This window comes from Candidatus Gastranaerophilales bacterium, from assembly GCA_028693235.1.
In the GTDB taxonomy this organism is placed as follows: Bacteria; Cyanobacteriota; Vampirovibrionia; order Gastranaerophilales; family Gastranaerophilaceae; genus JAQUVW01.
Genome location: JAQUVW010000004.1, coordinates 157409 through 182774, shown reverse-complemented (window position 1 = coordinate 182774; position 25366 = coordinate 157409). Strand labels below are relative to the sequence as shown.

The following is a 25366-nucleotide window of genomic DNA, read 5'->3' as shown; positions in this document are numbered from 1 at the left end:
ATGTTTATTTAAATAATATTCTACCTAATCTGATGATTGTCGAGCCTTCTTCCAAAGCGATTTTGAAATCATTGCTCATTCCCATCGAAATCTCATTTAATTCTACCTTGAATTCAGATGCTAATTCATCCTTTAAATGTTTGATATTTGCGAATAAAGAATGCAACAATTTTTGGTCTTGAGTTAAAGGTGCAATGTTCATTAATCCAAGTACATTGATGTTCTTTAGTTCTGTTATTTCTTTAAAACAAGCTTTTAAATCATTTGTCGAAAACCCGTATTTTTGTTCTTCGTTTGCATTGTTTACTTGCAAAAGAATTTTTTGAACGATTTTTTGTTTTTTAGCTTCTTCATCGATTATCTTAGCTAATTTGAGTGAATCTACGGAGTGGATAAGGTCGAATTTTCCGATGATAGATTTCACTTTTCTTGATTGGAGATGACCAATCAGATGGAACCTGCTATCAGCCAATATTTCAGCTGGAAGCTTTTCCATTTTAGCTAAAGCGTCTTGAACTCGATTTTCCCCAAAATCTCTGAATCCTGCTTTGTGATATTCGATAATCGCATTTTCGTCAAAATACTTTGTTACCGCCACTATTTTTGGTGTATAAGGTTCGATTTGTGATTTAATCAGCTCAATATTTTCTACTAATTTGTTCATTAGGTTTAAAAAACTCTCCCCTAAGTCATGGCCTCTTAAACACTTTAATTATTATAATGTAAGATTTTATAATGGACAACAAATTGCATACTCAACAAATAGATGAATATATTAAAATACCTCTAATCCCATGTGGTTCATGGATTGACCATGGTTTTCGCCTTCTTAATAAAACTTAAACTTTCGACTTGCATAGCTAACTCTGCTATAAATTTATTACACAAAGTAAAGTTTTTACGTTGCGATTAGCAACTTTTTTCTTTATGTACGTTCAAAAATATGTGTTTATAGGAGTGTAATTGTAATGAAAGTTTCAAGTATTAATTCAAATGTGACAAAACCGTCTTTCGGAAGAGCTTTAACTACCGAAGAAAATCGTGAATATCAAGTCTTGATGAAGCAAGCAAGAAAATCTTTAGGAACCGGTGATACTTATATGATTACCCCTGACACAGCGTTGCCTCAAGAAAAAGGCAAAAATACAGGTATAGGAACTTCTTTTTCTAAATCAGGTCAAGATTTTATAAAATTTATGAAAAAAATGACAGGTATAACTTTCGTTCAATATCTACCTCAAGGAACTATCTCAAAAGGTAACAAATCACCTTTTTCAGGGTCTGTTTTTGCTGTCGGACCGCATTTAATCGATCTTGAAAAACTAACTCAACCCGAATTTAATTCAATTTTGCCTCAAAAAGAATTTAAAGCTGCAGCAAAAGAAAAAAATACAAATAATGTCAATTTTGATTCAGTTTTAGGTGTTGATGGCGTTCAAGAAAAAGCATTAAGAAAAGCGTATTCTAATTTCCAAAAACTTGATGATAGTTCAGATTTGAAGATTAAATATAATGATTTTATGAACTCTGATGATACTGAATGGCTTCAAAGAGATTCATTATATGAAGCATTGAGTGAAAAACATGGCAATGATTACTGGAAAAATTGGGATGACGATTTAGATAAAAATTTATTCTCAGGAAAATATCCTAAAGCCAAAGTAAACGATAGAATTTCTGAATTAGAAGAAGAATATTCAGACACAATCGGATATAACAATTTCGTTCAATTTGTTGCAAATGAACAACAACAAGAAACAAAACAAGCATTAAATTCTGAAAATATAAAAGTTGCAGGTGATTGCTTAGTAGGGTTTTCACCTAGAGAAAATTGGGCGTTCCAATCAGCTTTTATGTCTGACAAATATATCGGCTGTTCAGGAGAAGGTGGAAGCGTCAATGCTTGGGGATTGCCAGCTATAGATTTTGATTCTATAGGTAATGGAGGCAGAACGTCAGAATCTGAAAAATTGTTGACTCACAAATTAGACACTTTCTTTACTAAATATGATGGTGCCAGAGTCGATGCTGCGTGGGAACTTGTTCAACCATATATCTACGAACAAAAAGAAGGACAGGCACCTCGCAAAGACCGTGACAGATATGAAGGTGATAAAATCTTTAATTTGATAGAAAAAACTGCTCAAAAACATGGTACAAACAAAGAAAATATCACATATGAAATGCTTGGCGGTCCGGTAAATCATAAAGATAATTTGTTAAAAGGCAGAACTCAAATTCACCATTCTATCTATCAAAATCCTGGTTGGGGCTCTGTTCAATTCTATACTAACGAGGGTTTACGACCTAACGAATTTACCTTTGGGTTAGGTACTCATGATGATATCGGTCTACAAGATATTGCTAATGTCAAAAGAGGGGAGCAAGCTCCTGTCTTGGCTAAAAATCTTCATATTTTCAATGAAGGTGAATTAAAATCAAGCCCTGCAAAATTCATGAGAGCTAAATGGGCAGAACTATTTACCGCAAGAAATAACTTCTTTACAGCTTTTGATGCAGTAGGTGTAGACGGTAGATTTAATGACCAAAACGGAGGCAATCCTGTTAATTGGACATTGAGAATTCCTGATAATTATGAAGAAGCTTACCATAAAAATTTAACCCAAGGAAAAGGCTTGAACGCAGCAAGAGCAATGGCTGACGCTATGGAAATTACCGGTAAAGGTGAGTGGCAGGTCAAAGAAAAATTGCATAAAGTTGCTTCAATACTTGAACAAAACGGACCAATGACAGAAGCTGAGGCTAACAAAAAACTTGGTGCAAATAAAAGCGTAATCTAGTTCATTTAAATTAAAATTTAATTTATTATTTTAACAAGTGTCTAAAATGATGTATAATCAGTTTAGGCACTTGTCTTTGATGGGAATTATGAATAAAAATTCAACTCAATACTTAAAAGATTTTGCACTCTACCTTGAGGTAGAAAGAAATTTTTCCCCACATACTCTAAAAGCATACCATTCCGATGTATTGGATTTTTTGGTTTGGTTAAACGAGGAGGATGTTACTTCTGTATCTTATAAAACTTTTAAAGAATTTTTGCTTTTTATACAAAAATTTAATTATACAAAGACAACGACGGCAAGAAAAATTGCTTCCCTAAGGACTTTTTATCGTTTCTTGTATCGTGAAAAAATTATTGAAGCAAACCCCGCACTGGGAATTCACGCTCCAAAAAGAGGTAAGCCGTTGCCAAAATTCCTCACCCAAGAAGAAATTGACCAAATTCTAAACAATATCAAGATTGAAACGCCCTCCGGGTATAGAAATCGGACAATATTAGAGCTTCTATATGCTACAGGCATGCGTATTTCGGAATTAAGCGGACTGAATTTTGAAGACCTTAATTTAGAAAATAACGAAATAAGAGTTTTGGGTAAAGGCGGTAAAGAAAGAATCGTTCTTGTTTCTAACAAGGCAAAGGAATTTTTAAACAAATATATAAAAACTGCACGTTATATGGTGCAAAAAGAAGGTAACAAAGAAAAACCTACTGAGGAAAGTCCTGTATTTATAAACAAGACAGGATATAGACTTCAACCTCAAAGTGTAAGATTGGCAATAAAAGATGTAGTTGAAAAAATAAAGTTACCGAAAGATGTTACGCCTCATGTCTTTAGACATAGCTTTGCAACAAAGCTTCTTGAAAAAGGAGCTGATTTGAGGGTTGTACAAGAACTTTTAGGTCACAGTAGCATAAGCAACACCCAAATATATACCCATGTTACTACCGAACGTCTTAAACAGGCGTACAATTCGGCTCACCCGAGGGCGAAATAAAATGAATATATTTAATAAGATGAAGGATAAAAAATGTTTGATGTAATAACAATCGGAAGTGCAACAATGGATGCTTTTATAGAAACTGATGCTGCAAAAATCGTTTCTGTCACATCTATGAAAGATTCAGCTGAGTTTATGGCTTATCCTTACGGTGCCAAAATTGAAATTGACAATTTTAAATCTTCAACGGGTGGTGGAGCTGTTAATACGGCGACAAACTTCTCAAACTTAGGGTTAAAAACATCTACAATAATTAAAATCGGAAGTGATAATCAAGGCAAAACCGTCGTTGATAATTTAGTTAAATTCAAAGTAGATACTTCAAATGTTAAGATGTGTAATGATTCAACTACGGGCTTTTCAGTTATATTAACGAGTTTTCAAGGCGATAGAACCGTTCTTGCACATAGAGGTCCAAATGCAACAATTACTACTAAAGATATAAATTTTGATGCTATAAAAAAATCAAAATGGCTTTATATCGCACCATTAAATGGGCACTCAAGAGAGGTTTTAGATGAGATAGCTGTTTTTGCTGAAGAAAATGGCGTCAAAACCGCAATTAATCTCGGAACAAGCAGTATAAAACAAGGAGTTGACAAACTTGCAAAAGTTTTAAGCACGGCAGAGGTCATAACAATGAATTTAGAAGAAGCGTCCATGCTTACTGGTATAAAAGTTCGTCCCGATACAAAAGAGGAAAAATTTTCAAGAAATTTAGTTCATCCTGATGTAATGGCGATGTTAAAGTCTATCAAAGCTTCTCATCCGAAAATTGTAATGATAACAGATGGCAAAAACGGAGTTTATGCTTATGACGGCAATACCTTGTATCGTTGTCCTGAATTTCCGGCAAATGTTGTAAGTACATTAGGAGCCGGAGATGCTTTTTCTTCAACCTTTGTAGCTTCATTAATGAAAACTAACAATAATATAGAAAAATCTCTCAAATATGCTTCAATAAACGCTGCTGCTGCGGTTTCTAAATTTGGAGCACAAGAAGGATTTTTAACTTTTTCAGAGATTGAGAAAAAATTGAATGAGTCTCCTGATTTTGTTGTTGATAAATGTCATTTTGATATCACAATAGATAATAGTGATAATTCGAATTTAAAAATGTAAACGAATGTAACAATATAGCAACTTTATGTAATCGGTATATATTTTTTGTTTTTATATATGTGTGTACAACGTGTAAGGTGCATTATGATTTCAAGACTAAGTATGATGAATAACGCAAATACAAATGCAGTTAAGTACGCCTCTCAAACTAACGAAAAGAAAGGCGAATTCAACTTATTTGTAGGTGGTTCCGCAAATGATACGGTTCTAATGGATGCTGATTCATCAATTATTTTAAGCGGTGAAGGCAATGATTTGTTGGTTTCTAAAGGTAATGGCTCTCGAATTGAATCAAACGGCGGAAATAATCAGATTGCTACAACAGGTGATAATAATAAAGTAACTGTCGCAAACGGAAATAATACAATTATTTCTCAAGGTGACGGAAACACAGTTACGGCTGTAACCGGCGATAATAAAATTTCAACAACAGGCGATAATAACAAAGTTTCTGTTGCGAGTGGTGATAATACAATAGTTTCAGCCGGCAATTCAAATACAATATTGGGCGTTTCCGGCGACAATAAAGTTTCAGTTACCGGCGACAAAAATAAAGTAAACTTAGCTATTGGTAACAATACCGTTATAGCGGCAGGTAATTCAAATAATATTGAAACAACTTTCGGCGATAATAAAATATCAGTAACCGGCAACGAAAATGCAGTTGATGTGATGGCCGGAAATAATCAAATTGTTGCAAAAGGTGATTCAAACAACATTGAAGCAGAAGACGGAAAAAATATTATCAATGTAACCGGTAATAAAAATAATATCGCTGCTACAAATGGCGACAATTCAATATTAAGCATCGGAAATATTAATAATATACTAACAGGCGATGGCAAAGACCAAATTGTAGCAATCGGAAACGGTACGAACATTGATGCAGGCGATGGTGACAATTCAGTAGTAGTTAGTGGTGATGATATTACCATCAAAACCGGCTCTGGTAACGATTATATTTCAACATTAGATTTTGCAATATCAGGTGGTGCATATACGGATTTTGTTAGTTACTTAAAAGATAAAACAACTATTGATGGCTTAAAAGCAGTCATTTCAGGCAACAAAAACTTGAACATTGACAGTGGCGACGGAAACAATAACATTTTTGCTAATACCGATGGCAAGGCTGATATAACTGTCGGCGACGGTAACAACAAAATTATTGCAACTAACGGTTTGGAAATTGCTGTCGATGATGCAAATAATTTCTTTACAAAATAAAAAATCAATTAATAACTGATATTGCGACGATTTTGTTTCGAAGTTGCAATATAAATAAAAACGAAACTCTCAGCAGTAAATACTCTTTACTGCTATTTTTTTATGCTTTTTTTTCGGTTTTGAATAAAACGACCGATTTTTATAATCTTTTTTCTGTCTTTAAGCTGGCTGATATAGATGCCTCCGAAAATAAAAGAGCAAGCTGCGAGTTGCCAAAGGTTGAAGGTTTCTCCCAAGAAAAACCAGCCGAAAAATACCGCTGCTACAGGTAGCAAAAATAAAAAAGGAGAGGCTTTACTTGCAGATAAAGTGCAAATCGAAAAATTGTATAAAGCATAGGCAATTACTGTCAATATGCCGAGATAAAGTACAATAATAGCACTGATATTAGGTATAATTGCAAAGCTGCCGCCTTGAATCCAGTTTAGCAAAACAAAAAATACGGCACCGCCCATAACAGATATTCCTGCAAGGTAAAATGGAGGATATCGGTCCATTAAATATTTTGTAGTGATTATACTTGTATCCGTCAATATAATTGCACAAAGCTCTAAAAAATTACCGAAAATCGGATTGGGAGCTTGTTCGTTTACGTCTGATGCCAAGCTTAAAAACACAGATCCGATTATCGCTATAAACAAGCCGTAATAGGCTATTTTCGGAAGCTTTTCTTTAAGTATTATTCTTGCTCCGATAACAATAAATATAGGCTCTAGAGCACTTACAATACCCGCTTGACCAGACGAGGTGTATTTAAGAGCATTAGTTTCAAATAAAAAATACAAACAAGGTTCACAAATCATCATCAATAAAACAAATTTCAAGTCCAATTTTTCAATTTTAACGTTTTTGTATGTTGTGAAAAAGAATGGTAAAAACAAAAATGCAGAAATTAGCATTCTAAAAGTCATAAGTTCGGGCGTAGAATAAAAAGTTAAGCAGACTTTAGTTGCAGTAAGTGTTGTACCATAAAGAATTACCGCTATGAACAGCGATATATAGGCAAAGATTTCATTTTGATTTTTGTATTTGGATAATAAATCTTTCATTTCATACAAAATTTCCTTGCCTTGCTAACTCGATAAACAACATTCTTTAATAAAAGTATTGAAAAATCAATTCAATAAGAGTATATTTTAATAAATATTTAATTCTATAAGACTAAACAAATCGGATTAAATTTTTGAAATAGATATTAATATATCTATACAAAAGAAATATTTTGTAATATATTTGATTTTGTATTATAATTTACATAAGTGTGACAATTAAAAGGGTTCGCAATATGACAGAAAATAATGAAATACAAGGTGAACAACAAGACTCTCGCCAAAAAATATTGGTTGCTGATGATGAAGCCAGCATTAGAAGAATCTTAGAAACCCGCCTTAAGATGATTGGTTATGATATTATTACCGCTGCTGACGGGGAAGAAGCTATCGCTGCTTTCAATAAATATAATCCTGACTTAATTGTTCTTGATGTAATGATGCCAAAAGTAGATGGCTATGGTGTTACCAGAGAAGTCAGACGTACTTCTGATGTACCTATTATTATTCTTACAGCTTTGGGTGACGTATCAGAGAGAATTACCGGTCTTGAACTCGGTGCTGATGATTATGTTATCAAACCATTCAGCCCCAAAGAACTTGAAGCTAGAGTTAAATCTGTTTTGAGAAGAACTACCAGCAAAGAAACACTTGCTCCGACAGGTAAAGTCGCTAAAAATGTTATTACTACAGGCAATATCAAAATTGATACAGCCAGACGTCAAGTTTTTAGAAAAAATGAACGTATCAGATTGACAGGCATGGAATTCAGCCTTCTTGAACTTCTAGTTAATAACTCAGGTCAAGCTTATTCAAGAAACGAAATTCTACAACACGTGTGGGCTTATCCACCTGATCATCGCATTGATACCAGAGTTGTTGATGTTCATATTTCGAGATTGCGTTCTAAATTAGAAACTGACCCTGCTAATCCTGAATTGATTCTTACAGCTCGTGGAATTGGTTATATGTTCCAAAGAATAGCATAATTACAAGTTAGCTGTTTAATAATCAGATATAATAAAAAGACCTCATTTTAGAGGTCTTTTTGTTTTAAATATTTTTTAAAATTGGCTTTTAAATCTTTGTATATATCTTGCATTTTGTTTTCAAGTAATAATCTGTATTTTTCAATAGTTTCTTTATCCGCATCAGAGGGTACATAAATCGGGTCGCCATATAAGGCTACCGTTTTACATAAACCTATTGGGTATCTGAATTCGTCCCAAGATTTGAATTTAAGAAAATTTGGTGAAGGTGAATACCAAAGAACCGGAATTATAGGTATTTGTGACATTTTTGCAATGTTTATTATTCCATCTTTTACGACTCTTTTAGGACCTTTTGGACCATCTACGGTTATAGCAATAGAGTCGCCGTTTTCAAGCTTTTCTAAAAGTTGCATTGTTGAAGATACGCCTTGTCTACCTTTGGAACCTCTTACAGTGTTTATTCCGACATGGTGAACGCCTCTTGCTATTATCTCACCGTCATTTGATGGACTGATTAAAACGTGCAGTTTTGATTTTTCTTTATTTGCATATAAAGCACATTGGTGTGCATGCCACAAAGCATATATGCAGGGCTTTTCTTTTGGGTAGTTAGAATTTTTAAATAAGGTTAATCTTGTTGTCATCTCAAACATTAATTTGACAAGATTTGATAAGATAAATATTTGTATTTTTCCTTTGAATGTTGGCATAATACCTACTTTACACTAAACTGATACATAAAGCAAAAGAGACGCTTAATCTGTTTAGGCGTCTCTTTGTTTTTTTTAGAAAATTATAAAGAATATTCTTTAACTTCAGCAACTAGGTTTCTAGCGTCAAGTTTAATGCTTGGCCCCATAGTTGTTGTGATGAATGCTGATTTTAGATAAGTACCTTTAGCAGAAGATGGCTTAGCTTTAATGATAGCGTCAGCCAATGTCATGAAGTTTTTAACCAAGTCTTCTTCTGTGAAATCAACTTTTCCGATAGGAACGTGAATCATACCTTGTTTGTCAGCTCTGAATTCAACTTTACCAGCTTTAGCATCTTTAACTGCCTTAGCAACATCAGGTGTAACAGTACCAGTTTTAGGGTTTGGCATCAAGCCTTTAGGTCCTAAAACACGACCCAATTTACCTAACATGCCCATGCAATCAGGAGTTGCAATAAGGGTATCGAATTCAAACCAACCGTTTTCGATTTTTTCGATAACTTCTTCAGCACCTGCTTCATCAGCACCAGCAGCTTTAGCATCAGAGGCTTTAGGTCCTTTAGCGATAACGCAAACTCTTACTTCTTTACCTAAGCCGGCAGGAAGAACAGTTGTGCTTCTTACTTGTTGGTCAGCGTGTTTAACGTCTATGCCTAAACGCATGTGACATTCAACAGTTTCGTTGAACTTAGCAACTTCTTTAGAAACTTTTTGAATCATTTTCAAGGCTTCAATAGAAGATGCAGGTTGTTCAAAACCTTCCATTATTTCTGCAATTTTTTGTTGTTTTTTAGTTAATTTTGCCATTTTATTCTCCTTTCGTGGTAATAGCGCTTATTCAGCTTCCACGTTAATAGTTGTAATTAAAAATGTTACTAGTCAGCGACCGTAACGCCCATAGCTCTGCAAGAACCTTTAAGCATTTCAACAGCTGCATCCATGGTAGTTGCATTTAAATCGTTCATTTTAATTTTAGCGATGTCTTCAAGTTGAGCTCTAGTGATTTCAGCGACTTTAGTTTTATTTGGAGTAGCTGAACCCTTTGGTATATTAAGAGCTTTTTTAATTAATACAGCAGCCGGAGGTGATTTGATGATGAATGAGAAAGATCTGTCTTCATAAACATCAATAATAACCGGAATAATATAGCCGGCTTGAGATTCTGTTTTAGCGTTGAATTGTTTACAGAAATCCATAATATTAACACCATGTTGTCCCAAAGCTGGACCAACCGGAGGTGACGGATTAGCTTTTCCGGCTTCAATTTGAAGTTTAATTTTTCCTACTACTTTTTTTGCCATTTTATTTCTCCTTTCGTGGTCTAGCAGGAGCTTTAGAGCCCCCTTCCACAGTTTATCAGTTATTCAGTAGCTTATACTTTTTGAATTTGTTTATACTCTAATTCAACAGGAGTTTCTCTACCGAAGATAGAGACTGTAGCACGCAATTTAGATTTGTCAGGATATACTTCAGTAATATCTCCGATGAAATCAGAAAACGGACCTGAAACAATTCTAACTTTGTCGCCGATTTTAACATCAAGTTCAATTTTTGTAGTTGAACCTTGAGTCCTGTTAATAATTTTTTTGATTTCGCTGTCTTTAGCAGGAATAGGTCTTTTGCTGGAGCCAACGAATTTTGTAACGCCGGCAGTATGTCTTACGACGTACCAGCTGTCGTCATCCATAATCATTTCAACAAGAACATATCCAGGGAAGATTTTTTCTTCTCTGTCTTGTTTTTTGCCATCTTTCACTTTAGTGATAGTTTTTTGAGGGACTTCCACTCTGAAGATTTTTTCTGCCATGTTCATGTATTCGATACGTTTTTCGAGATTAACTTTAACCTTGTTTTCGTGTCCAGAATAAGTATGAACGACGTACCATCTTTTTTGAGGAGCTTTAGTTTCTTTGATGGAGCTTTTAAATTCTGCATCTTTTTCAGCAGCTAAAGCTTCAGTTGCTGATTCTTCAGCTTGATTTTCAATTAATTCATTATTATCTTTAGTCATTTTGTGTCCTGTCTATTTAATCGAGCGTGCTAATCTTTATATAGCTCACTTTGTTTAATGTGGTTTGAGCCATTCATTTAAAACGAATTTACTCGCACAAATTAGTTTCCAGCGATACCTTTAATCATATCGAAGAAACCTTTAAATAACAGATCCAATAAAAGAACGAGGATTGTAAAAACGAAAACGATTACAATCACGTAGATAGTTTCGACGACGACTTGTTGTTTTTCAGGCCAAGTAATTTTGCCCCATTCCAAGCGGACGCCTTTAAAATAGTTAATTAAACCATCTTTTAATGAAGTTTGATCTTTATTAGAACCAGTCATTAATACCTCTACTCTATTTTTAAAACGCGCCCTGAAGGACTCGAACCCTCGACATCCGGTTTTGGAGACCGACGTTCTACCAACTGAACTAAGGACGCTTTTTATAGCTTATTTTGTTTCTTTGTGAACGGTGTGTGTTTTGCAGAACGGACAATATTTTTTAAGTTCCATTCTTTCTTTCAAAGTTTTTTTGTTTTTAGTTGTAGTGTAGTTTCTTCTTTTGCAGTCTTCGCAAGCTAGAACTACCATTTTGTCATTTTTTCCTTTTATGCCCATTTTTCACCTACATAAATTAAATGTGTCGTACTTTGTAAACAAGGCAAATTTATAGAATGCTGTTTTATTCTTTACATTCTATGCGTTTGTCTATGCGTAATAAGACTATATCGCAAACATAAAAAAATTAAAACATTTTGTTTACAAATTGAAATCTTTTGTTTCGCAAGGCAATTCAATACTTGCAATTGTTTTTATATATACATACGGGGATTATATTTTTAAGAAGGGGATTTTTAACATGGGTTATGACATTGGTGCAAATCAAAGTGATATATTTAGGGCTATTGGAAAGGTTTCTTCTGCAGGCAAGTACGATTCAGATAAAGAAATCACACCTTTAGCTGATGCTGCGGATAAAAAGGCAGCAAATATTGATGATAAAACAGGCGTTACTGTTGCTTTAGAAGATTTTACAAAACTCACAAACAGTTTCGATTCTAATGGCAGAAGTCAGGTTACATCAAAAAATGCAAAGTCTAATATATTTGAAAAAATCGGCAGTATTTTTGGCAAAAAATCAGATAATGTATTCAAAAACAGTGTTTTAAAGGATTCTTTGGCGGAGGATTCTTATACACAGTCGGATATTTTAAGTGAAAATATTGCAAAAAACGGTGGTTTGCAGTTCAAAAAAGATGGTGACGACTTATATAATTCTGCTTTAAATTATGCAAAAGCAGATATTGCAGCTGTTGAAAAAAGTTTTGCAAATGCTCATCCGGAAGACGGATTTCAGGGGAAAAAATTAAATTTAAATACGGCAGAAGTTTCTTCATATATTTCTGACAATTCTTTTTTAACAGACAATTTTGAAAAACTCGATTTAGACGGAAAGAAAAAGTCTGTTTCTGCTGAAGAATACGCAAGCTATATGCTTGTAGCGGACAAAATGAGCAATGGCAAAAACGACGGAAAAATTACTTCTGACGAGGCAGATGCCTTTAAGGGGGTAAAAATGACAGATTTGCAAAAAGAGGCGTTGAAAATATATAACGCACAATATAAAAAATAGAGATTATCTGTGATAAGGTTCGTTAAGGTTAATTTTGTAAGAGCGGTAAATCTGCTCAATCAGGATTAACCTTATCATTTGGTGGGTAAAAGTCATTTTAGAAAAACTCAATTTGAAGTTTGACAGCTCTGTAACGCTTTTGTGGAGACCATTTGCACCACCAATGATAAATACAAGTTCATTGATACCTGAGTTTGAAATATCTTTTATTTTTTGAGCAAAGTCTTCTGACGATAGATTTTTGCCTTTGATTTCGAGTGTAATTATGTAGCTGTCGGGCTTTATTTGTTGGAGAATTTTTTGAGCTTCAGCTTCCATATATTTTTCGGCGAGACTTTCGTCGTAGATTGTCTCAGCGGGGATTTCGAGAACAGAAAGGCTGCAATATGGTGTAAGACGTTTTTCGTATTCTTTTATAGCGTCTTTCATAAAATTTTCTTTTATTTTGCCTGTTGCAATGATTTTGATGTTCATAGAATGATTATATAGCAAATATCAAGGACGAGGTAAAACTTTTGGTATATCTTCATTTTCGTCATAATCAACAGGAACACAGGCTGAGTAGTCCATTTGAGTTACATCTTCCTTGATGAACACCTCTTGACTATTTTGTCGTCAATTTATACAAGCTTTTGAATAAATCACAAAAATGCCTTTTACATTATCGCTGTTTAGCGTTAATTCATTTGGACCCTTTTCTCCATTTGTATCAACAAAAATAAAAAACTATTTTTCTTGTGTTTAGTTCAAAATAAAGAGACTTGGGGATAATTGAATTAAAATTTTTGATAAATAAATCTTTAAGATTTGACAGCTTGTTGATTTATACTTACCATTGTTTACATGGTTATAGATTTGCCAAAATATGAAATAAAGACAGGTGTCAGGGCTGTAAAGCTTGGCGGGTTGAATATCGGTTCCGACAGAGCTCTTAGCTATATGAGTGAAAATTCAAATAGCTCCAAGCCTTACTTTGCTTTAGAAATACCATTTTTTGATTTGCAAAATGAAGCAGATGCCATCAAAAACGCTTTTGATGGTTGTAAAAGTTTCGATGATATTTTTCATTTTTCTGAAAATTTGCCGTGCGATATTATTTGTATCTCTTTTGATTTTGATGAAGAAAAGGTTCAAGGTGGAGTAGAAGCGGCACTTCCTGTAATAAAAGATGTTGTCAAAAACTCCACAAAACCCATTATTTTAAAGGGGTGCAACAATAAAAACGTTGATAAAATTTTGTTAAAAGAGCTTGCTTTAAATGTCAAAACCCCTTGCGTTATTGCTTTTGCAGAGGAGTCTACTTATTCTGAGATTGTGCCTGCGGTTATTAAAAATAATCACATTTTAGCCTTGCGTTCTCCGATTGATATAAATCTTGCAAAAGAGTTGAATATTTTGACAGAAGATTTGGGCTTAAAAACCGATAAAATTTTGATAGATCCTGATTTGGGAGCATTAGGCTATGGGCTTGATTATGGCTATAGTATAATCGAAAAAATTAAAGAAGCAGGGTTAAGCGGCGATGAAATGTTGAATATGCCAATTATTAGTTTTGTCGGCGAAGAAACTTTTAAGGTTAAAGAAGCTAAATCTGATAAATATGACGCAAACTGGGGCGATTATGGTTCAAGAGCTTTGATGTGGGAGATTGCAACAGCTGGTGCCATTATTTCAGCAGGTGCAAATGTTGTCGTCTTGAAACACCCAAAATCTGTTGAAATTTTAAAGGAAACTATATGGAATTAAGTGGATTACAAATCTTCAAATATCTTCCTGCCGGTAAAAAAATACAAGGTGCAAATTGCAAAGAATGTGGATGCCCTACTTGCATGGCGTTTGCGTTAAAAGTCGCTAAAAAACAAATAGCTATTGACAAATGCTCTAAGGCTCCATCGGAACTTGTCGAAATTCTTGAATCTGCTTTGAAAATTCAACAACATGAAATTCAATTTGGCGTAAATAAATCATTAAAAACCGGCGGTGAAACCGTTATGTTTCGCCATCAAAAAACTTTTGTAAATAAAACAGTTTTCGCTGTTACTTTGGATTGTTGTGACAAGGAATTTTTTGAAAAACTTAAAAAAATTAAAAACTACTCGATTGACAGAATAGGAGAACTTTTTAAGGTTGATGCAATTAATTTAATTGGTGACAATGATGTCGAAAAATGTGCTAAAGAAGTAATAAGTGCAGGTTTTTCTTTGATTCTTAATACTGATGACGAAAAAGTTTTTAACGACTTGAAAAATTTTAATCCGATAATGAGAAATTCTAAAGTCGGCGATATCTTGACTGCTAAAGCTTCTTCGCTCGATGAGTTGAGCCTTGCTTCTCAGAAATTAATCGATGAAGGTAAGAAAAATATAATTTTAGATTTTGATATTTCAAACAAATCTCTTAAAGAAAGCGTGGAAGCCTTGACTTACATCAGGCGGCTTGCAGTTTTAGATAAAAATGAGCCTTTTACATACCCTGTAATGGTTCACATAAAAGAGAAAAATGTATATAAAACAGCTGCTTGGGCAGCGTCATTGATTTGCCGATATGCAAATATTATTATCCTAGATGAATTTGATGAAGCAATGATGACTACGCTTTTAACCTTGAGGCAAAACATTTATACCGACCCTCAAAAACCGCTGCAGGTTGAATCAAAAGTGTATGAGGTAAACGAGCCTGACGAAAATGCAATAGTCATGATGACTACAAACTTTGCACTTACATATTTTGCTGTTTTGAGCGAAGTTGAGTCTTCTCCTTTTTCTACATATCTAGTTATAACACCATCTGACGGCATGAGCGTTTTGACGGCTTGGTCTGCTGAAAAATTTACGCCTGAAATAGCTGCTAAAATGATTAAAAATTCTGAGATTTTAAAAACTGTAAAAAATAAAAAAATAATTATCCCCGGACTTTTAGCTCACCTGAAAGAAGACTTGGAAGAAGCAATTGATGGCTGGGATATAATCGTAGGACCCAATGAGGCGTATAAATTACCTGATTTTGTAAAAAATAACGTTATGTAGTTTTAAGATTTGTATCGCTTTTATTTAAATCTTCTTTTGTTTAAGTTAAACTGTCTAATGGTGAGTAATTACCGCTGTGATTAAAAAGAGATGGAGATAGGAATGTATAATGTTGCTATAATTGGGGCAGGACCTGCAGGGATTTTTTCTGCTCTTGAAATAGTTAAGTTGAAGCCCGATTGGAAAGTTGTTATCGTTGAAAAAGGGCAAAAAATAGAAAAAAGAAAATGCCTTTTAAGAGAAGGTTACGCTCAATGTCCTAAGTGTAAAAAGTGCGGTCTTCTTTGTGGTTGGGGCGGAGCCGGTGCTTTTTCCGACGGAAAATTAACTCTTACTCCTGACGTCGGCGGCCATTTGACCGAATATATGGAAAGAAATAAGGTCGAAGACCTATTGAAATATGCTGATGAACTTTATCTTGAACATGGTGCAACTGATGAAATCTTCGGATTAGACAAATCAACTTTTGCAGACATTGAAAGAAAAGCCACAATGGCTGAATTGAAGCTTATCCACTCTCCGGTACGTCACCTTGGAACAGAAAGAAGCTTGCATGTTTTGAAACATATGCAAGATTATTTATCTGATAAAATTACTATTTTAAATAACGTAAGTGCTAAAAATTTGATTGTAGAAAATGAGCAAGTAAAAGGTTTTACGACCTCTGACAATCAAACTATATATGCCGATAATATCATCATAGCTCCAGGGCGTGAAGGTGCTGATTGGCTAACTAAAGAATTTGCCGAAAATAAAATCGGTATGGTAAGTAATGCCGTAGATATTGGTGTCAGAGTTGAGCTTCCTGCTCCTGTGATGCAAGACATAACAGATAAATTGTATGAATCAAAATTGGTTTATTATTCTCCGACATTTGGTGACGAAGTCAGAACATTCTGCATGAATCCGAATGGCGAAGTTGTTATGGAAAACTACAATGGAATCGGAACAGTAAATGGACACAGTTATGCAAACAAAAAGACTCCAAATACGAATTTTGCATTGCTTGTCAGTAAAAAGTTTACAGAACCGTTTAAAGAGCCGATAGCATACGGGCAACATGTTGCAAGATTGGCAAATATGCTATCAGGAGGTGTTTTGGTTCAAAGATTTGGTGATTTACTTGATGGTCGCCGTTCTACTCCTGAAAGAATTGCTTCAAGCATTATTAAGCCTACTCTTGCTTGTGCTACACCAGGGGATTTGAGCTTGGTTATTCCTTATCGCCAAATGCTTAGTATTATTGAAATGCTTTATGCGTTAGATAAAATTGCACCCGGAGTAGCTTCCAGATACACATTGTTGTACGGTATAGAAGTTAAGTTCTATAGTGCTCGTGTGAAGTTAACAACTGACCTTGAAACAGAGGGCGTAAAAAATCTATACGCAATCGGTGATGGTGCAGGCGTAACAAGAGGCTTGCTTCAAGCATCAGCTTCAGGCGTTCATGTCGCAAGAGTTATTTGCGGAAAATAACAACCCCCAATTTAATCGATATAATAAAAGGCAGTTTAATAAAAAAAGCTGTCTTTTATTTTATCTAATGTCGATAGAATTCAATTGGCAATAGGTTTTGAATGCTGCTTTTTCTTTGTTTACTTCAGTAATCATATTTCCTAAATCTAAATCAACAGCTATGCTTGTAGCATATTCAAACATTTGTAGAGTGTTTTGAGCTACTTCAGACTTGTTTACAACTTTAATTGATATTACTTCTTCAAGGTATTTAGCGTAAGCTAAATAAAGCTCAACTTGAGCGTAGCTCATACCGAATTGTTTGGCGATTAGCAGTGCTTTTTCAAGGTACATTTTTGTTGCGTCGAGGTCACCTTTTATTATATAGATTTCTGCAATAAATTTTTGCAAATATACAATAAAATTGTAGTTATTGATTTTTGGGTTTTGAGCCACATCGAGAGCTCTTGATGCTATATCGAGTGCTTTGTCGGCTCCGTCTATGGTTAATGTGTTGGTTGCAATAAAGTACCAGCATAAAAGAGCTCCTGTTGCAATTTTTTCTTTTGCAAAATAAGTAACTTCTTCGTTGTAAATTTCAAGTGATTTTTGGTAATTTTCATCACGTTGAAGCATATAGCCAAGGATAGTTTTAATTATATTTTTGGTAAATTGGTCATTTGTGTTGTTTGCAAAGGTTGCAAGTGAGAATAATTCTTCTTTTAAATTGTCAAATTTATGCGTTAAAAGTGCGTTTATTATGTATATTAAATTCCATTGAGATAAAAATTCAGGATTTAAAACGTCATTTTTATAAGCTTCTGTTATTTCGTTTAAAATGTCGTAAGATTTTTTAATTCTTCCTGACACCGTAGAGGAGAGTGCTTTTGTTAAAGCTGCTTTAGTTTGGTAGTATTTGCTTTCAAGTTTGTTGATTTGCATTATTTCTAAAATATTATCAATAATTTCAAATCCTTTGGAGTTTCCTTGCAAAGAATAAGCGTCAGCCAGTGTAAGACTGGTTTCTAGCCAGCTTTCATAAATCAATGTTAATTTATTTTTAGGAGTTTCAGGACGAGCTAAAGCATTTTCAAGTTCCGATAAAATTTCGTTGTTGATTAGGTTTATGACTTCTTCGCAGTTGCCTATTTTAAACAATGCTTTTAGTTTTCTGGATTTTATAAGAGCCGTTTCAGAAGGTGAGATGATATCGCCGACCAAGTTTATAATCATGTTTATAGCTTCGATAACCCCATAGAAATTGCCTGTTGAGTAGCAACTGTTTACGACATATCCGCACAAATCGATTATTCTGTTTGTGTCGCCTGCTTTTTTTGCGTTTGATATGACATTGGACAAGTATTCAATGGCTTCTACAGGATTTTTTTGATATAAGAGTTTTCCGATTTTTTCGCAAATATCGTTATATAAAATCTGTGAGTTTTCAAAATTATTATCGTTTAATATTTTTAAGCATTGTTTTTGTTCTATTACAAAAAGATTAATATCTCCAACAAAAGCCGCCAATTCAGAGTTTGATTGCCATATATCGAATAAAAGGTGAGGGTTGTTGAGGTTTTGAGCTATTATTGCTTTTAGAGAGCTGTTTGAAAGAGTGCAAGAGCTCAAAATGTTATAAAGTTGTTGGTTTAATTCATAATATTTAGGCGAAAGTTTTGTTATTTCAAAAACTCTTTTCCAAAGCGATAAGCTTCTGAAAACATAGGTGTAAGGTGTAATTTGTTTTATAAACAAAAGGGATACAAGTTGGCTTAAAATAGATTCAAGTTGTGGTTGTTCAAGCCCCAAGGCAGCACCAAGAATTTGGATATCAAATTTGTATCCGATAGTTGCAGCCCCAAATAGAACTTCTTTTGCTACTTGATTAATATTTGATTTTTCGTCAAGACGTTCTTGTATGACGGCATCAATAGTTTGTGGTAGTGGCGGGATTTGTGAGTCGTTTGCGAATTTAATAACGCCGTCACTTGCTTTGAGATAACCTTTGTTGTGCAATAGAGCCATCACCTGCTCGATATAAGAAGCGTTTCCCCTGCAATTTTCGATGATTTGTTCATAAATATTTTGAGGAAGAATCTCGATACTACCGTTAAGAAAATTACTGATAAAAGTTTTGATTTGTTCAAGAGATAGCTTGTCCAAATAAATATTTTCAAAAACAGATTCCGGTAAGAAGGAAGAATAGAAGAAGCTTTGGGCTGCACGTTTGTCTTTGTATGCAACAAGAAGCTTGAATTCGTCAGGAATATCGTATTTTTCCAAGAAGTGCATTAAATATTCATAAGAAGATGCATCAATTAAGTCAAAATCGTCAGCAATGACAACAACTTGATTTTTGGCAAGAAGTGAATTAAACGCTTTGTCTAAAATTTCAAACAGAGAGTTTTGATTAATTATTATATTTTCAAAATTATCTTTTTTTGTTGGGTATAAAAAATTTATAAAATCAGCTAATTCAGTTGAATTTAATTGGTTAAATACATTTTCAAAAACTTTTTTGTTATTTTTGCTAAAGAGTTCAACATCTGTTATAAAAGCTGGAAGTGAGAGAAATCTGAGGAATAAATCTTGTATAAATCCAAAGTTGGAAATTTGAGTTAAAGGGTTACATTCGCCTAAAAGCACCAAAATATTATCTTCTTGAAGTTCATTTTTAACGTAATCAAGTACGATTGATTTTCCTCTTCCTTCAGAGCCGTTAATAGCAATTATAGCTTTATCTTTAGCGTTTTTAATTGTGCTTACTATTTTTTGATTTGCTTGAATTTGCGAATAATAAACTATTTTGAAATCATCTTCATTTTGCGTTTGTGTATTTTCAATTTGTTTTTCTTCTTTTATGTGAGATTTGTCAAGGTTATCAGGGATTTCTGATATATCAATATTTTTATCTTCTGTTGAAGATTTTTGTATTTCCTTTTTTTGAGGTTCTTCCATATCAGATATAGGCTTAGTATTTTTAATCATATCTTGCAGAAACGATTCTCCGCATTTTCTGCATTTTAGAGCGTTTCCGAGGTTTGCCGTTTTACAGACCGGACAAAATTTTATAAGTTCTAGTCCGCAAGACGAGCAAAATTTTGCACCAAAAAGGTTAAGTTGATTACATTGAGGGCAATGCATCTGAACTTTTACGCCACAATTAGCACAACGCAAGGTATTATCTGATATTTTGCTTCCGCATTTGGGACAAATCATCTCGTATCCTGATATTGAATTCAATTAACAAAAATCATTATAACAGGAAAATCCAATATAGACTATTTTATGTGAGTTTTAATTAATTTAGAAAGCTCAAGGAGTCTTTTGCTGACTTCTGACTGGGAAAGATTTAATTCTGTAGAAATTTGATTTTGTTTAAAATTTTTCATATATCTTAAATAAAAGATATCCAAGAAACATTTTTGAGGGTTTTCTTTATGCAATGTACAAACGACATCAGCAATTCTTTGTAGTAGGTCTTTTTTTACGACAATTTCTTCAACGCTTTCTTTAGGGTCAGCAAAATCAAAAGAAACAATTCCTTGATTTGAGCTTGATGAAGCTGTAGAGAAATCAGGCTTATGTTTTAGTTGGCTTAATGGAATTTCACCTGTAGAAACATATTTTTTTGTAGAACGTCTGACTCTGCCCATATTTTTTAATACAGACAAAATAGAAGTATTAACTACTTTTGAAACATAGCTTTCAATTTTTTGGATATTAGAGCCTGAGTTAAAAACAATATAAGTTTTTTGAAAAGCTTCATTGCAAAAATCTTCAAGCAAATCCTCATTGCCGTTAAACTTCGGATTAGCCTTAACAATTTTTTCTATAAGTTGTCTTTGGTCATCTACTAGTAACACAGTTGTCCCACTCAATTAACATATCCTCTGACAATATAATAGCATAAATTAGAAATTTATTACCAATTTTAAATCATAAAGGTTATCTTTGTTAAAAAGAGCAGCCTTTGTTTGTGTGGATAGCTTGTTTTCCTCGGTTTTAGAGAGTTGTGGAACTTTTATGTAGGGTAAAGTTTCTTTAATAGTTTGTAACACAATGTTATCAATTTGGTCAGAACCGCTTGAATCGAGAACGCTAACTTCTTTAAGTTTGTTATCTTTTGCAACTTTTATTTCAACTTTTATTTTGTTGTTGTAGGCTGTTTCTGTTGAGTTCACGAGTTCTGCTCTCAAGTTTGTTTGAATATTTTTACCGGCTTGTTGAAGGTAAACAGCAAAGGATTTATTAGTCGCCATAGCTTGAGATACTTCCCAGAATATTTTTGTTACAGTAACAGCAGACGGGTTGTCGCTGAATACGTTAGTCATGGCTCTGTTTACATCTCTTGGTGTGTCTGCCATAGGTGCTTTTGCAAGTTCATTGGCTGTCATAGGGGAATGACTGCCACCTTGAGGGGCTTCATTAATCGGAGGTGCGTTAAGGTCGTCCATCATTTCAAGATTTGCAGCTTCGGTTTTATCTTTGCCGGATTTCATCATATTCCCGACGCCGAGTATAGTGCCGAGAACCAAACAACCGATTAAGCATGAGGATAAGATTATCATTTTCTTTTTATCAATAGGTGTTTTTTTCTCATTCATCTCAATCAAATTAGACTTGTCATCTTGGAATTGAGTTTGTTCATCATAAAGGGCGGCGATTTCTTCTTCATCTATTGTTTCAACAGCGTTATCTTGAGGTTCTGAGAGTGATATTTCATTGTCTTCAGTGTTTACGATAGAATCGCTGTTTTTGTTCGTGGTATTTGATTCTGCTATAAAATCTTCAAAATCGCCTGAGTTTTCAGGTGTTACAGGCGGAATTTCTTCAAAATCATTAAGTTTAATGTTTGAAGTATCAGTCGGCTCAAACATTTCTTGATATTTTTGTTTAGTTGTATCTTCAGGTAATTCTTCAAAACCATCATCTGATGCTACGGGCATATCTGAGAGTTGTTGATTTTCTTCATTGGTTGACAAATCTATATCGGATTTGATTTCAGTTCCTTTAAATATGTCATTTGAAGTTGAAATATCCGTATTTTCATCTGTTGATAAATCAATATCAGAGGTGATTTCAATATCTTCGTTGATATTTTCAAAAGGGGTATCAAATAAATCTTTGTTATCAGTGAATGCATCTGATGAGTCATCTTCGATAGAGAAATCTTCAATTTCGCTAAGTTCGTTTAATTCCGGGTTGGAGATGTTTTCGTCAAATCCAAGCTCGTTATTTTCTTCTGCTTTGTTTTTTTCTTGTGCTTTTGAGAAATCTTGCAGTGAAAACATTTCATTGTCTAAATCTTCTTCTGATTCGGTGTTATCAGATGGAACCTCCTCTGTATTGATGTCTTTTTCTAAGAGGTTGACTTTTTTTGCTTCGTCATCAAAAGTAATCATTTCATCATCGATTTTAATGTCATCATCGAGTGAAAAGTCTATAACATTTTCTTCTGTGGAAGTTTCTTCAACTTTGATTGGTGAGTCTTCAATAATTTCATCAGTATTTTGATTTTCTTCAACTATTTCAGAGGGTTTAGTGTGGTCTTCAATCAAGTCCAGAGTGTCTGTATTTGTAGTGTTTTCAGGAGTAGATTGAAGCTCATCTTCAATTAAATCATCAAGGTCATCAAGGCTTATGTCATTATTTTCTGTTAGAATTTCAAGGTTATCATCTTCTTGACTTGTTCCGAGGTCGTTAGATGAGAGCATATCTTCAAAAGTCAGATTTTCCAAATCTTCATTTTCGTTTAGTGATTCTTTTTTGTCTTGCGAGTCAAAGCTTAAATCTAAATCTATATCAGGAGCATTAATTGTCGGAGCAGCGATTGCGGCTCCTCCTATGATTGGTGCTACAATTGGCACAATCGGAACGATTGGTGAGGATTTTTTGTCTTCTTCGTCATTATCTTTAGTAGTTTCATTTTTAGCTAGGTTGTCATCGTCATCAAAAAGCTCATCTAAGATATCGTCATTTTCGTCATCTTGTTCTTCAGTTTTAGGCTCAATAATGTTTATAATTTCTTCTTTGCCTTCATATTGCGGTTCTTCTGTAATTGTTGCCCCGATAAAGCCGAGAGTTTTGTCTTCTAATATTTCAGGATAATCTTTGCTGTTTGTGACGATTGATTCAAAGTCATAAAATTCGACAAAATCAGCTCTGCATTCAGCACAATCAATAAGATGTTTAATCATTTTCTTTTTGCTTATGTAAGGGATTTCTTCATCTAAATATGATAAAAACATTTCTCTGAACTGTTCGTGGTCTTCATCTACCAAATCAACAGGTTTAGGTTCTTTTATTTGTTCGAGCAAACTATCGAATGATTCAAGAGCATCTGTGTCCATGATGAAATAGTCACCTGATTCAATTGCTTTTGAAATATTGTTTTTTGAAGTAAAGCCAATGAGTTCGGCTTTTTTTAGGCTTTTATCAACATTTATTGCGATATAAAAATCAGCCACTATGTCATAGTTGAAATGAGATTTTGGAATAGAAAGATATTTGTTATCGGAGATTATTCTTATGTCTAATTTCCAGTTGTTGAAGTAGACGTCGGAGATTTCAAATTCTTCGTTTACAGGTGCTATTTTGAATAAATTTTTTGTAATGCTGACTTCAATATCTTGAGTAAGCATAAAATCAGCGAAAGCGTCTAATGCGACAATAGAAGCGAAAGCTCGTTTTCTTTGGGTTATGTTCTCAATTTTTGCCGAAATTATTTTGGCATATTTTAAAGCATCTGCTGTAATCGTCAATTCTCTGCTACTTGCTAATTCCATTTGTTTAACTCCTGTGGTATAATCCTCTAATTAATAGAGTACACATCCTAAAAAAATATTCCAATAGATTAAGTTTGTAACGTTTCATTTACAAACCGCTTTAAATGGGCAATTTCGAAGACTTTTTGTTTTCATGAATATGTCAAAACTGCATCTTATTACAAAAATTAAATATGAAGGAGACAACAATGATTAACGGCGTAAACTTTGGGGCTATCTCTACTGATCCAACAATAAAATTGCAAGACGCAACGATAACACAATCTAATGCTAACAATACCGGAACTCCGGCTGCTGCGCAAAAGGTCGAGGGCGATTCTTTTGCAGGCGGAGAAAAGAAAAAAACTCATAAAGGTGCCAAATTCTTAGCATTTATGGCTGCTTTAGGTGCAGGTATTGCAGGTATTGCAGTTGCTGCTAAAAAAGGCAAATTGGGCAATCTTGCCGAAAAACTAGAGGGCAAACCAGACTTTTTGAAAAACGGAGTTGCTAAATTAGAAACCTTTGGAAACTTTATCGCAGATAAAGCTGCTCCAATTATTGCAAAGGTTAAGGATATGATTCCCGGCTTGAAGAAAGCTGCTGAAGAAACAACTGAAACAGTAGGCGAAGCCGTAAAAGACGTTGCCGAAGCTGCTACATAACTTAGAATTATCGTTAATCAGATGCACTATATAATAAAAAGCTGTTCTATTGGACAGCTTTTTTGTATGAACCGTTAAAACGGAAATAACTTACTAATGGGGCTATTTCGTCCATTGCATTGTCTACATCTTTGTCTTCGATATGACCGTCAAAATCAATAAAAAAGTTATATTCTCCGAGATTTTTCTTTGAAGGGCGAGAATCGATATAAGATAGGTTAAGGTTGTATTTGTTAAAGACATCTAATATTTTAGCCAAGGCACCTGCAACATTTTTTGTTGAAAAAACTATGCTGGTTTTGTCGTTTCCGGTTTGGGGCATTTCGTATTTTCCGATGAGTAAAAATCTTGTTTTGTTATCTTTTTCATCGTTTATGGCGGTATCTAAAATGCTTAAATTAAAAACGTCAGCGGCCATTTCATTTGCGATAGCTGCGTAAGTGTTATCCAAAAGGCTCACTCTTTTAGCAGCGGCACTTGTTGATGTTTCTTCAAGAATTTGCACATCGTCAAGTTCTTTTTCAATATAATTTGCACATTGAGCAAGTGCTTGAGGGTGAGATATGATGGTTTTGATTTTGTTTTTATTTATAGCTTTTGACATCAAAGCGTGAGAGATTGGCAATATGACCTCGCCCATTATTGTAACTCTTTCATCGCTTTGTTTTATTAAGTTGTCAATTGACTCTCTTACTATTCCTTCGATTGAGTTTTCGATAGGGATTACACCGAGGACATCGCCGTTATCGTTTACTGCTTCAAGCACTTTTTTAATTGTTTTCAAAGGAGTGTAATCATTTGCTTCAAGATTAAATTCTTTTTCAAAAAAGGTTAAAGCCTTGTGGGTGTAAGTACCTTCGGGGCCTAAATAGTATATTTTTTCGACTTTTAGTTTTTCCATTTGCTAATACTTCAT

General features: G+C 34.1%; 23 protein-coding genes and 1 tRNA gene. 10 read left to right on the top strand and 14 right to left on the bottom strand.

Annotation, left to right across the window (positions count from 1 at the left end):
• Nucleotides 1–4: 4 nt before the first annotated feature.
• A complete protein-coding gene (locus PHV37_08255; GenBank protein ID MDD3238070.1) occupies nucleotides 5–664 on the bottom strand; it encodes a YggS family pyridoxal phosphate-dependent enzyme in 660 nt (219 codons plus the stop codon).
• Nucleotides 665–968: 304 nt separating this feature from the next.
• On the opposite strand from PHV37_08255, the gene PHV37_08250 reads away from it, so the two are divergent.
• From PHV37_08250 to PHV37_08235, 4 genes are all read left to right on the top strand, one after another.
• A complete protein-coding gene (locus PHV37_08250; protein ID MDD3238069.1) occupies nucleotides 969–2801 on the top strand; it encodes a 4-alpha-glucanotransferase in 1833 nt (610 codons plus the stop codon).
• An 88-nt stretch (nucleotides 2802–2889) separates the two neighbouring features.
• Nucleotides 2890–3801, top strand: coding sequence for a site-specific tyrosine recombinase XerD (xerD, locus tag PHV37_08245; protein MDD3238068.1), 912 nt, complete (start codon nucleotides 2890–2892; stop codon nucleotides 3799–3801).
• Nucleotides 3802–3834: 33 nt separating this feature from the next.
• Nucleotides 3835–4926: a carbohydrate kinase family protein gene (locus PHV37_08240; GenBank protein ID MDD3238067.1), complete on the top strand. Its 1092-nt coding sequence runs from the start codon at nucleotides 3835–3837 to the stop codon at nucleotides 4924–4926.
• Nucleotides 4927–5010: 84 nt separating this feature from the next.
• Complete coding sequence (locus tag PHV37_08235; protein ID MDD3238066.1) at nucleotides 5011–6153, top strand: DUF3060 domain-containing protein; 1143 nt, start codon at nucleotides 5011–5013, stop codon at nucleotides 6151–6153.
• A gap of 92 nt (nucleotides 6154–6245) precedes the next feature.
• Here PHV37_08235 and PHV37_08230 read toward each other — a convergent pair whose 3' ends face one another.
• Nucleotides 6246–7202, bottom strand: a complete 957-nt coding sequence (locus PHV37_08230; GenBank protein MDD3238065.1) for a DMT family transporter — start codon at nucleotides 7200–7202, stop codon at nucleotides 6246–6248.
• Nucleotides 7203–7438: 236 nt separating this feature from the next.
• Here PHV37_08230 and PHV37_08225 point away from each other — a divergent pair, with 236 nt between their 5' ends.
• Nucleotides 7439–8191, top strand: a complete 753-nt coding sequence (locus PHV37_08225) for a response regulator transcription factor (protein MDD3238064.1) — start codon at nucleotides 7439–7441, stop codon at nucleotides 8189–8191.
• Nucleotides 8192–8238: 47 nt separating this feature from the next.
• On the opposite strand, the gene PHV37_08220 is transcribed toward PHV37_08225, so the two are convergent.
• The 7 genes from PHV37_08220 to rpmG form a co-directional block, all read right to left on the bottom strand.
• Nucleotides 8239–8904: a lysophospholipid acyltransferase family protein gene (locus PHV37_08220; protein ID MDD3238063.1), complete on the bottom strand. Its 666-nt coding sequence runs from the start codon at nucleotides 8902–8904 to the stop codon at nucleotides 8239–8241.
• Between the two features lie 83 nt (nucleotides 8905–8987).
• Nucleotides 8988–9713, bottom strand: coding sequence for a 50S ribosomal protein L1 (gene rplA, locus PHV37_08215; protein ID MDD3238062.1), 726 nt, complete (start codon nucleotides 9711–9713; stop codon nucleotides 8988–8990).
• A 68-nt stretch (nucleotides 9714–9781) separates the two neighbouring features.
• Nucleotides 9782–10207 carry a 50S ribosomal protein L11 gene (gene rplK / locus PHV37_08210; GenBank protein MDD3238061.1) on the bottom strand — a complete coding sequence of 142 codons (426 nt, stop codon included), beginning with the start codon at nucleotides 10205–10207 and terminating at the stop codon, nucleotides 9782–9784.
• 71 nt (nucleotides 10208–10278) lie between these two features.
• A complete protein-coding gene (gene nusG / locus PHV37_08205; GenBank protein ID MDD3238060.1) occupies nucleotides 10279–10917 on the bottom strand; it encodes a transcription termination/antitermination protein NusG in 639 nt (212 codons plus the stop codon).
• A gap of 101 nt (nucleotides 10918–11018) precedes the next feature.
• Entirely contained in the window at nucleotides 11019–11246 is a 228-nt protein-coding gene (secE, locus tag PHV37_08200) for a preprotein translocase subunit SecE (GenBank protein ID MDD3238059.1), read from the bottom strand.
• Between the two features lie 25 nt (nucleotides 11247–11271).
• Nucleotides 11272–11344 (bottom strand) — tRNA-Trp (locus PHV37_08195).
• 10 nt (nucleotides 11345–11354) lie between these two features.
• Entirely contained in the window at nucleotides 11355–11522 is a 168-nt protein-coding gene (gene rpmG, locus PHV37_08190; GenBank protein MDD3238058.1) for a 50S ribosomal protein L33, read from the bottom strand.
• A gap of 241 nt (nucleotides 11523–11763) precedes the next feature.
• Between rpmG and PHV37_08185 the strand changes: the two genes are divergently transcribed.
• Entirely contained in the window at nucleotides 11764–12537 is a 774-nt protein-coding gene (locus PHV37_08185; GenBank protein ID MDD3238057.1) for a hypothetical protein, read from the top strand.
• 3 nt (nucleotides 12538–12540) lie between these two features.
• Here PHV37_08185 and rlmH read toward each other — a convergent pair whose 3' ends face one another.
• Nucleotides 12541–13011: a 23S rRNA (pseudouridine(1915)-N(3))-methyltransferase RlmH gene (rlmH, locus tag PHV37_08180; protein MDD3238056.1), complete on the bottom strand. Its 471-nt coding sequence runs from the start codon at nucleotides 13009–13011 to the stop codon at nucleotides 12541–12543.
• Between the two features lie 369 nt (nucleotides 13012–13380).
• Between rlmH and PHV37_08175 the strand changes: the two genes are divergently transcribed.
• The 3 genes from PHV37_08175 to PHV37_08165 all read left to right on the top strand — a co-directional run bounded on the left by PHV37_08175 (nucleotide 13381) and on the right by PHV37_08165 (nucleotide 17039).
• Complete coding sequence (locus PHV37_08175) at nucleotides 13381–14283, top strand: hypothetical protein (GenBank protein MDD3238055.1); 903 nt, start codon at nucleotides 13381–13383, stop codon at nucleotides 14281–14283.
• Entirely contained in the window at nucleotides 14274–15563 is a 1290-nt protein-coding gene (gene acsC, locus PHV37_08170) for an acetyl-CoA decarbonylase/synthase complex subunit gamma (GenBank protein MDD3238054.1), read from the top strand. The genes PHV37_08175 and acsC overlap by 10 nt, the downstream gene beginning before the upstream one ends.
• A gap of 102 nt (nucleotides 15564–15665) precedes the next feature.
• Entirely contained in the window at nucleotides 15666–17039 is a 1374-nt protein-coding gene (locus tag PHV37_08165) for an FAD-dependent oxidoreductase (GenBank protein ID MDD3238053.1), read from the top strand.
• A gap of 60 nt (nucleotides 17040–17099) precedes the next feature.
• Here the strand turns inward: PHV37_08165 and PHV37_08160 are convergent, their stop codons facing one another.
• The 3 genes from PHV37_08160 to PHV37_08150 are packed head-to-tail and all read right to left on the bottom strand — an operon-like array spanning nucleotide 17100 to nucleotide 23806.
• Nucleotides 17100–20261, bottom strand: coding sequence for a zinc ribbon domain-containing protein (locus PHV37_08160; protein ID MDD3238052.1), 3162 nt, complete (start codon nucleotides 20259–20261; stop codon nucleotides 17100–17102).
• Between the two features lie 38 nt (nucleotides 20262–20299).
• Entirely contained in the window at nucleotides 20300–20884 is a 585-nt protein-coding gene (locus PHV37_08155; GenBank protein ID MDD3238051.1) for a hypothetical protein, read from the bottom strand.
• Between the two features lie 48 nt (nucleotides 20885–20932).
• Nucleotides 20933–23806, bottom strand: coding sequence for a DUF1822 family protein (locus PHV37_08150; protein MDD3238050.1), 2874 nt, complete (start codon nucleotides 23804–23806; stop codon nucleotides 20933–20935).
• Between the two features lie 188 nt (nucleotides 23807–23994).
• Between PHV37_08150 and PHV37_08145 the strand changes: the two genes are divergently transcribed.
• A complete protein-coding gene (locus PHV37_08145) occupies nucleotides 23995–24450 on the top strand; it encodes a hypothetical protein (protein MDD3238049.1) in 456 nt (151 codons plus the stop codon).
• Between the two features lie 46 nt (nucleotides 24451–24496).
• On the opposite strand, the gene pheA is transcribed toward PHV37_08145, so the two are convergent.
• Nucleotides 24497–25351, bottom strand: a complete 855-nt coding sequence (pheA, locus tag PHV37_08140; protein ID MDD3238048.1) for a prephenate dehydratase — start codon at nucleotides 25349–25351, stop codon at nucleotides 24497–24499.
• Nucleotides 25352–25366: the final 15 nt, after the last annotated feature.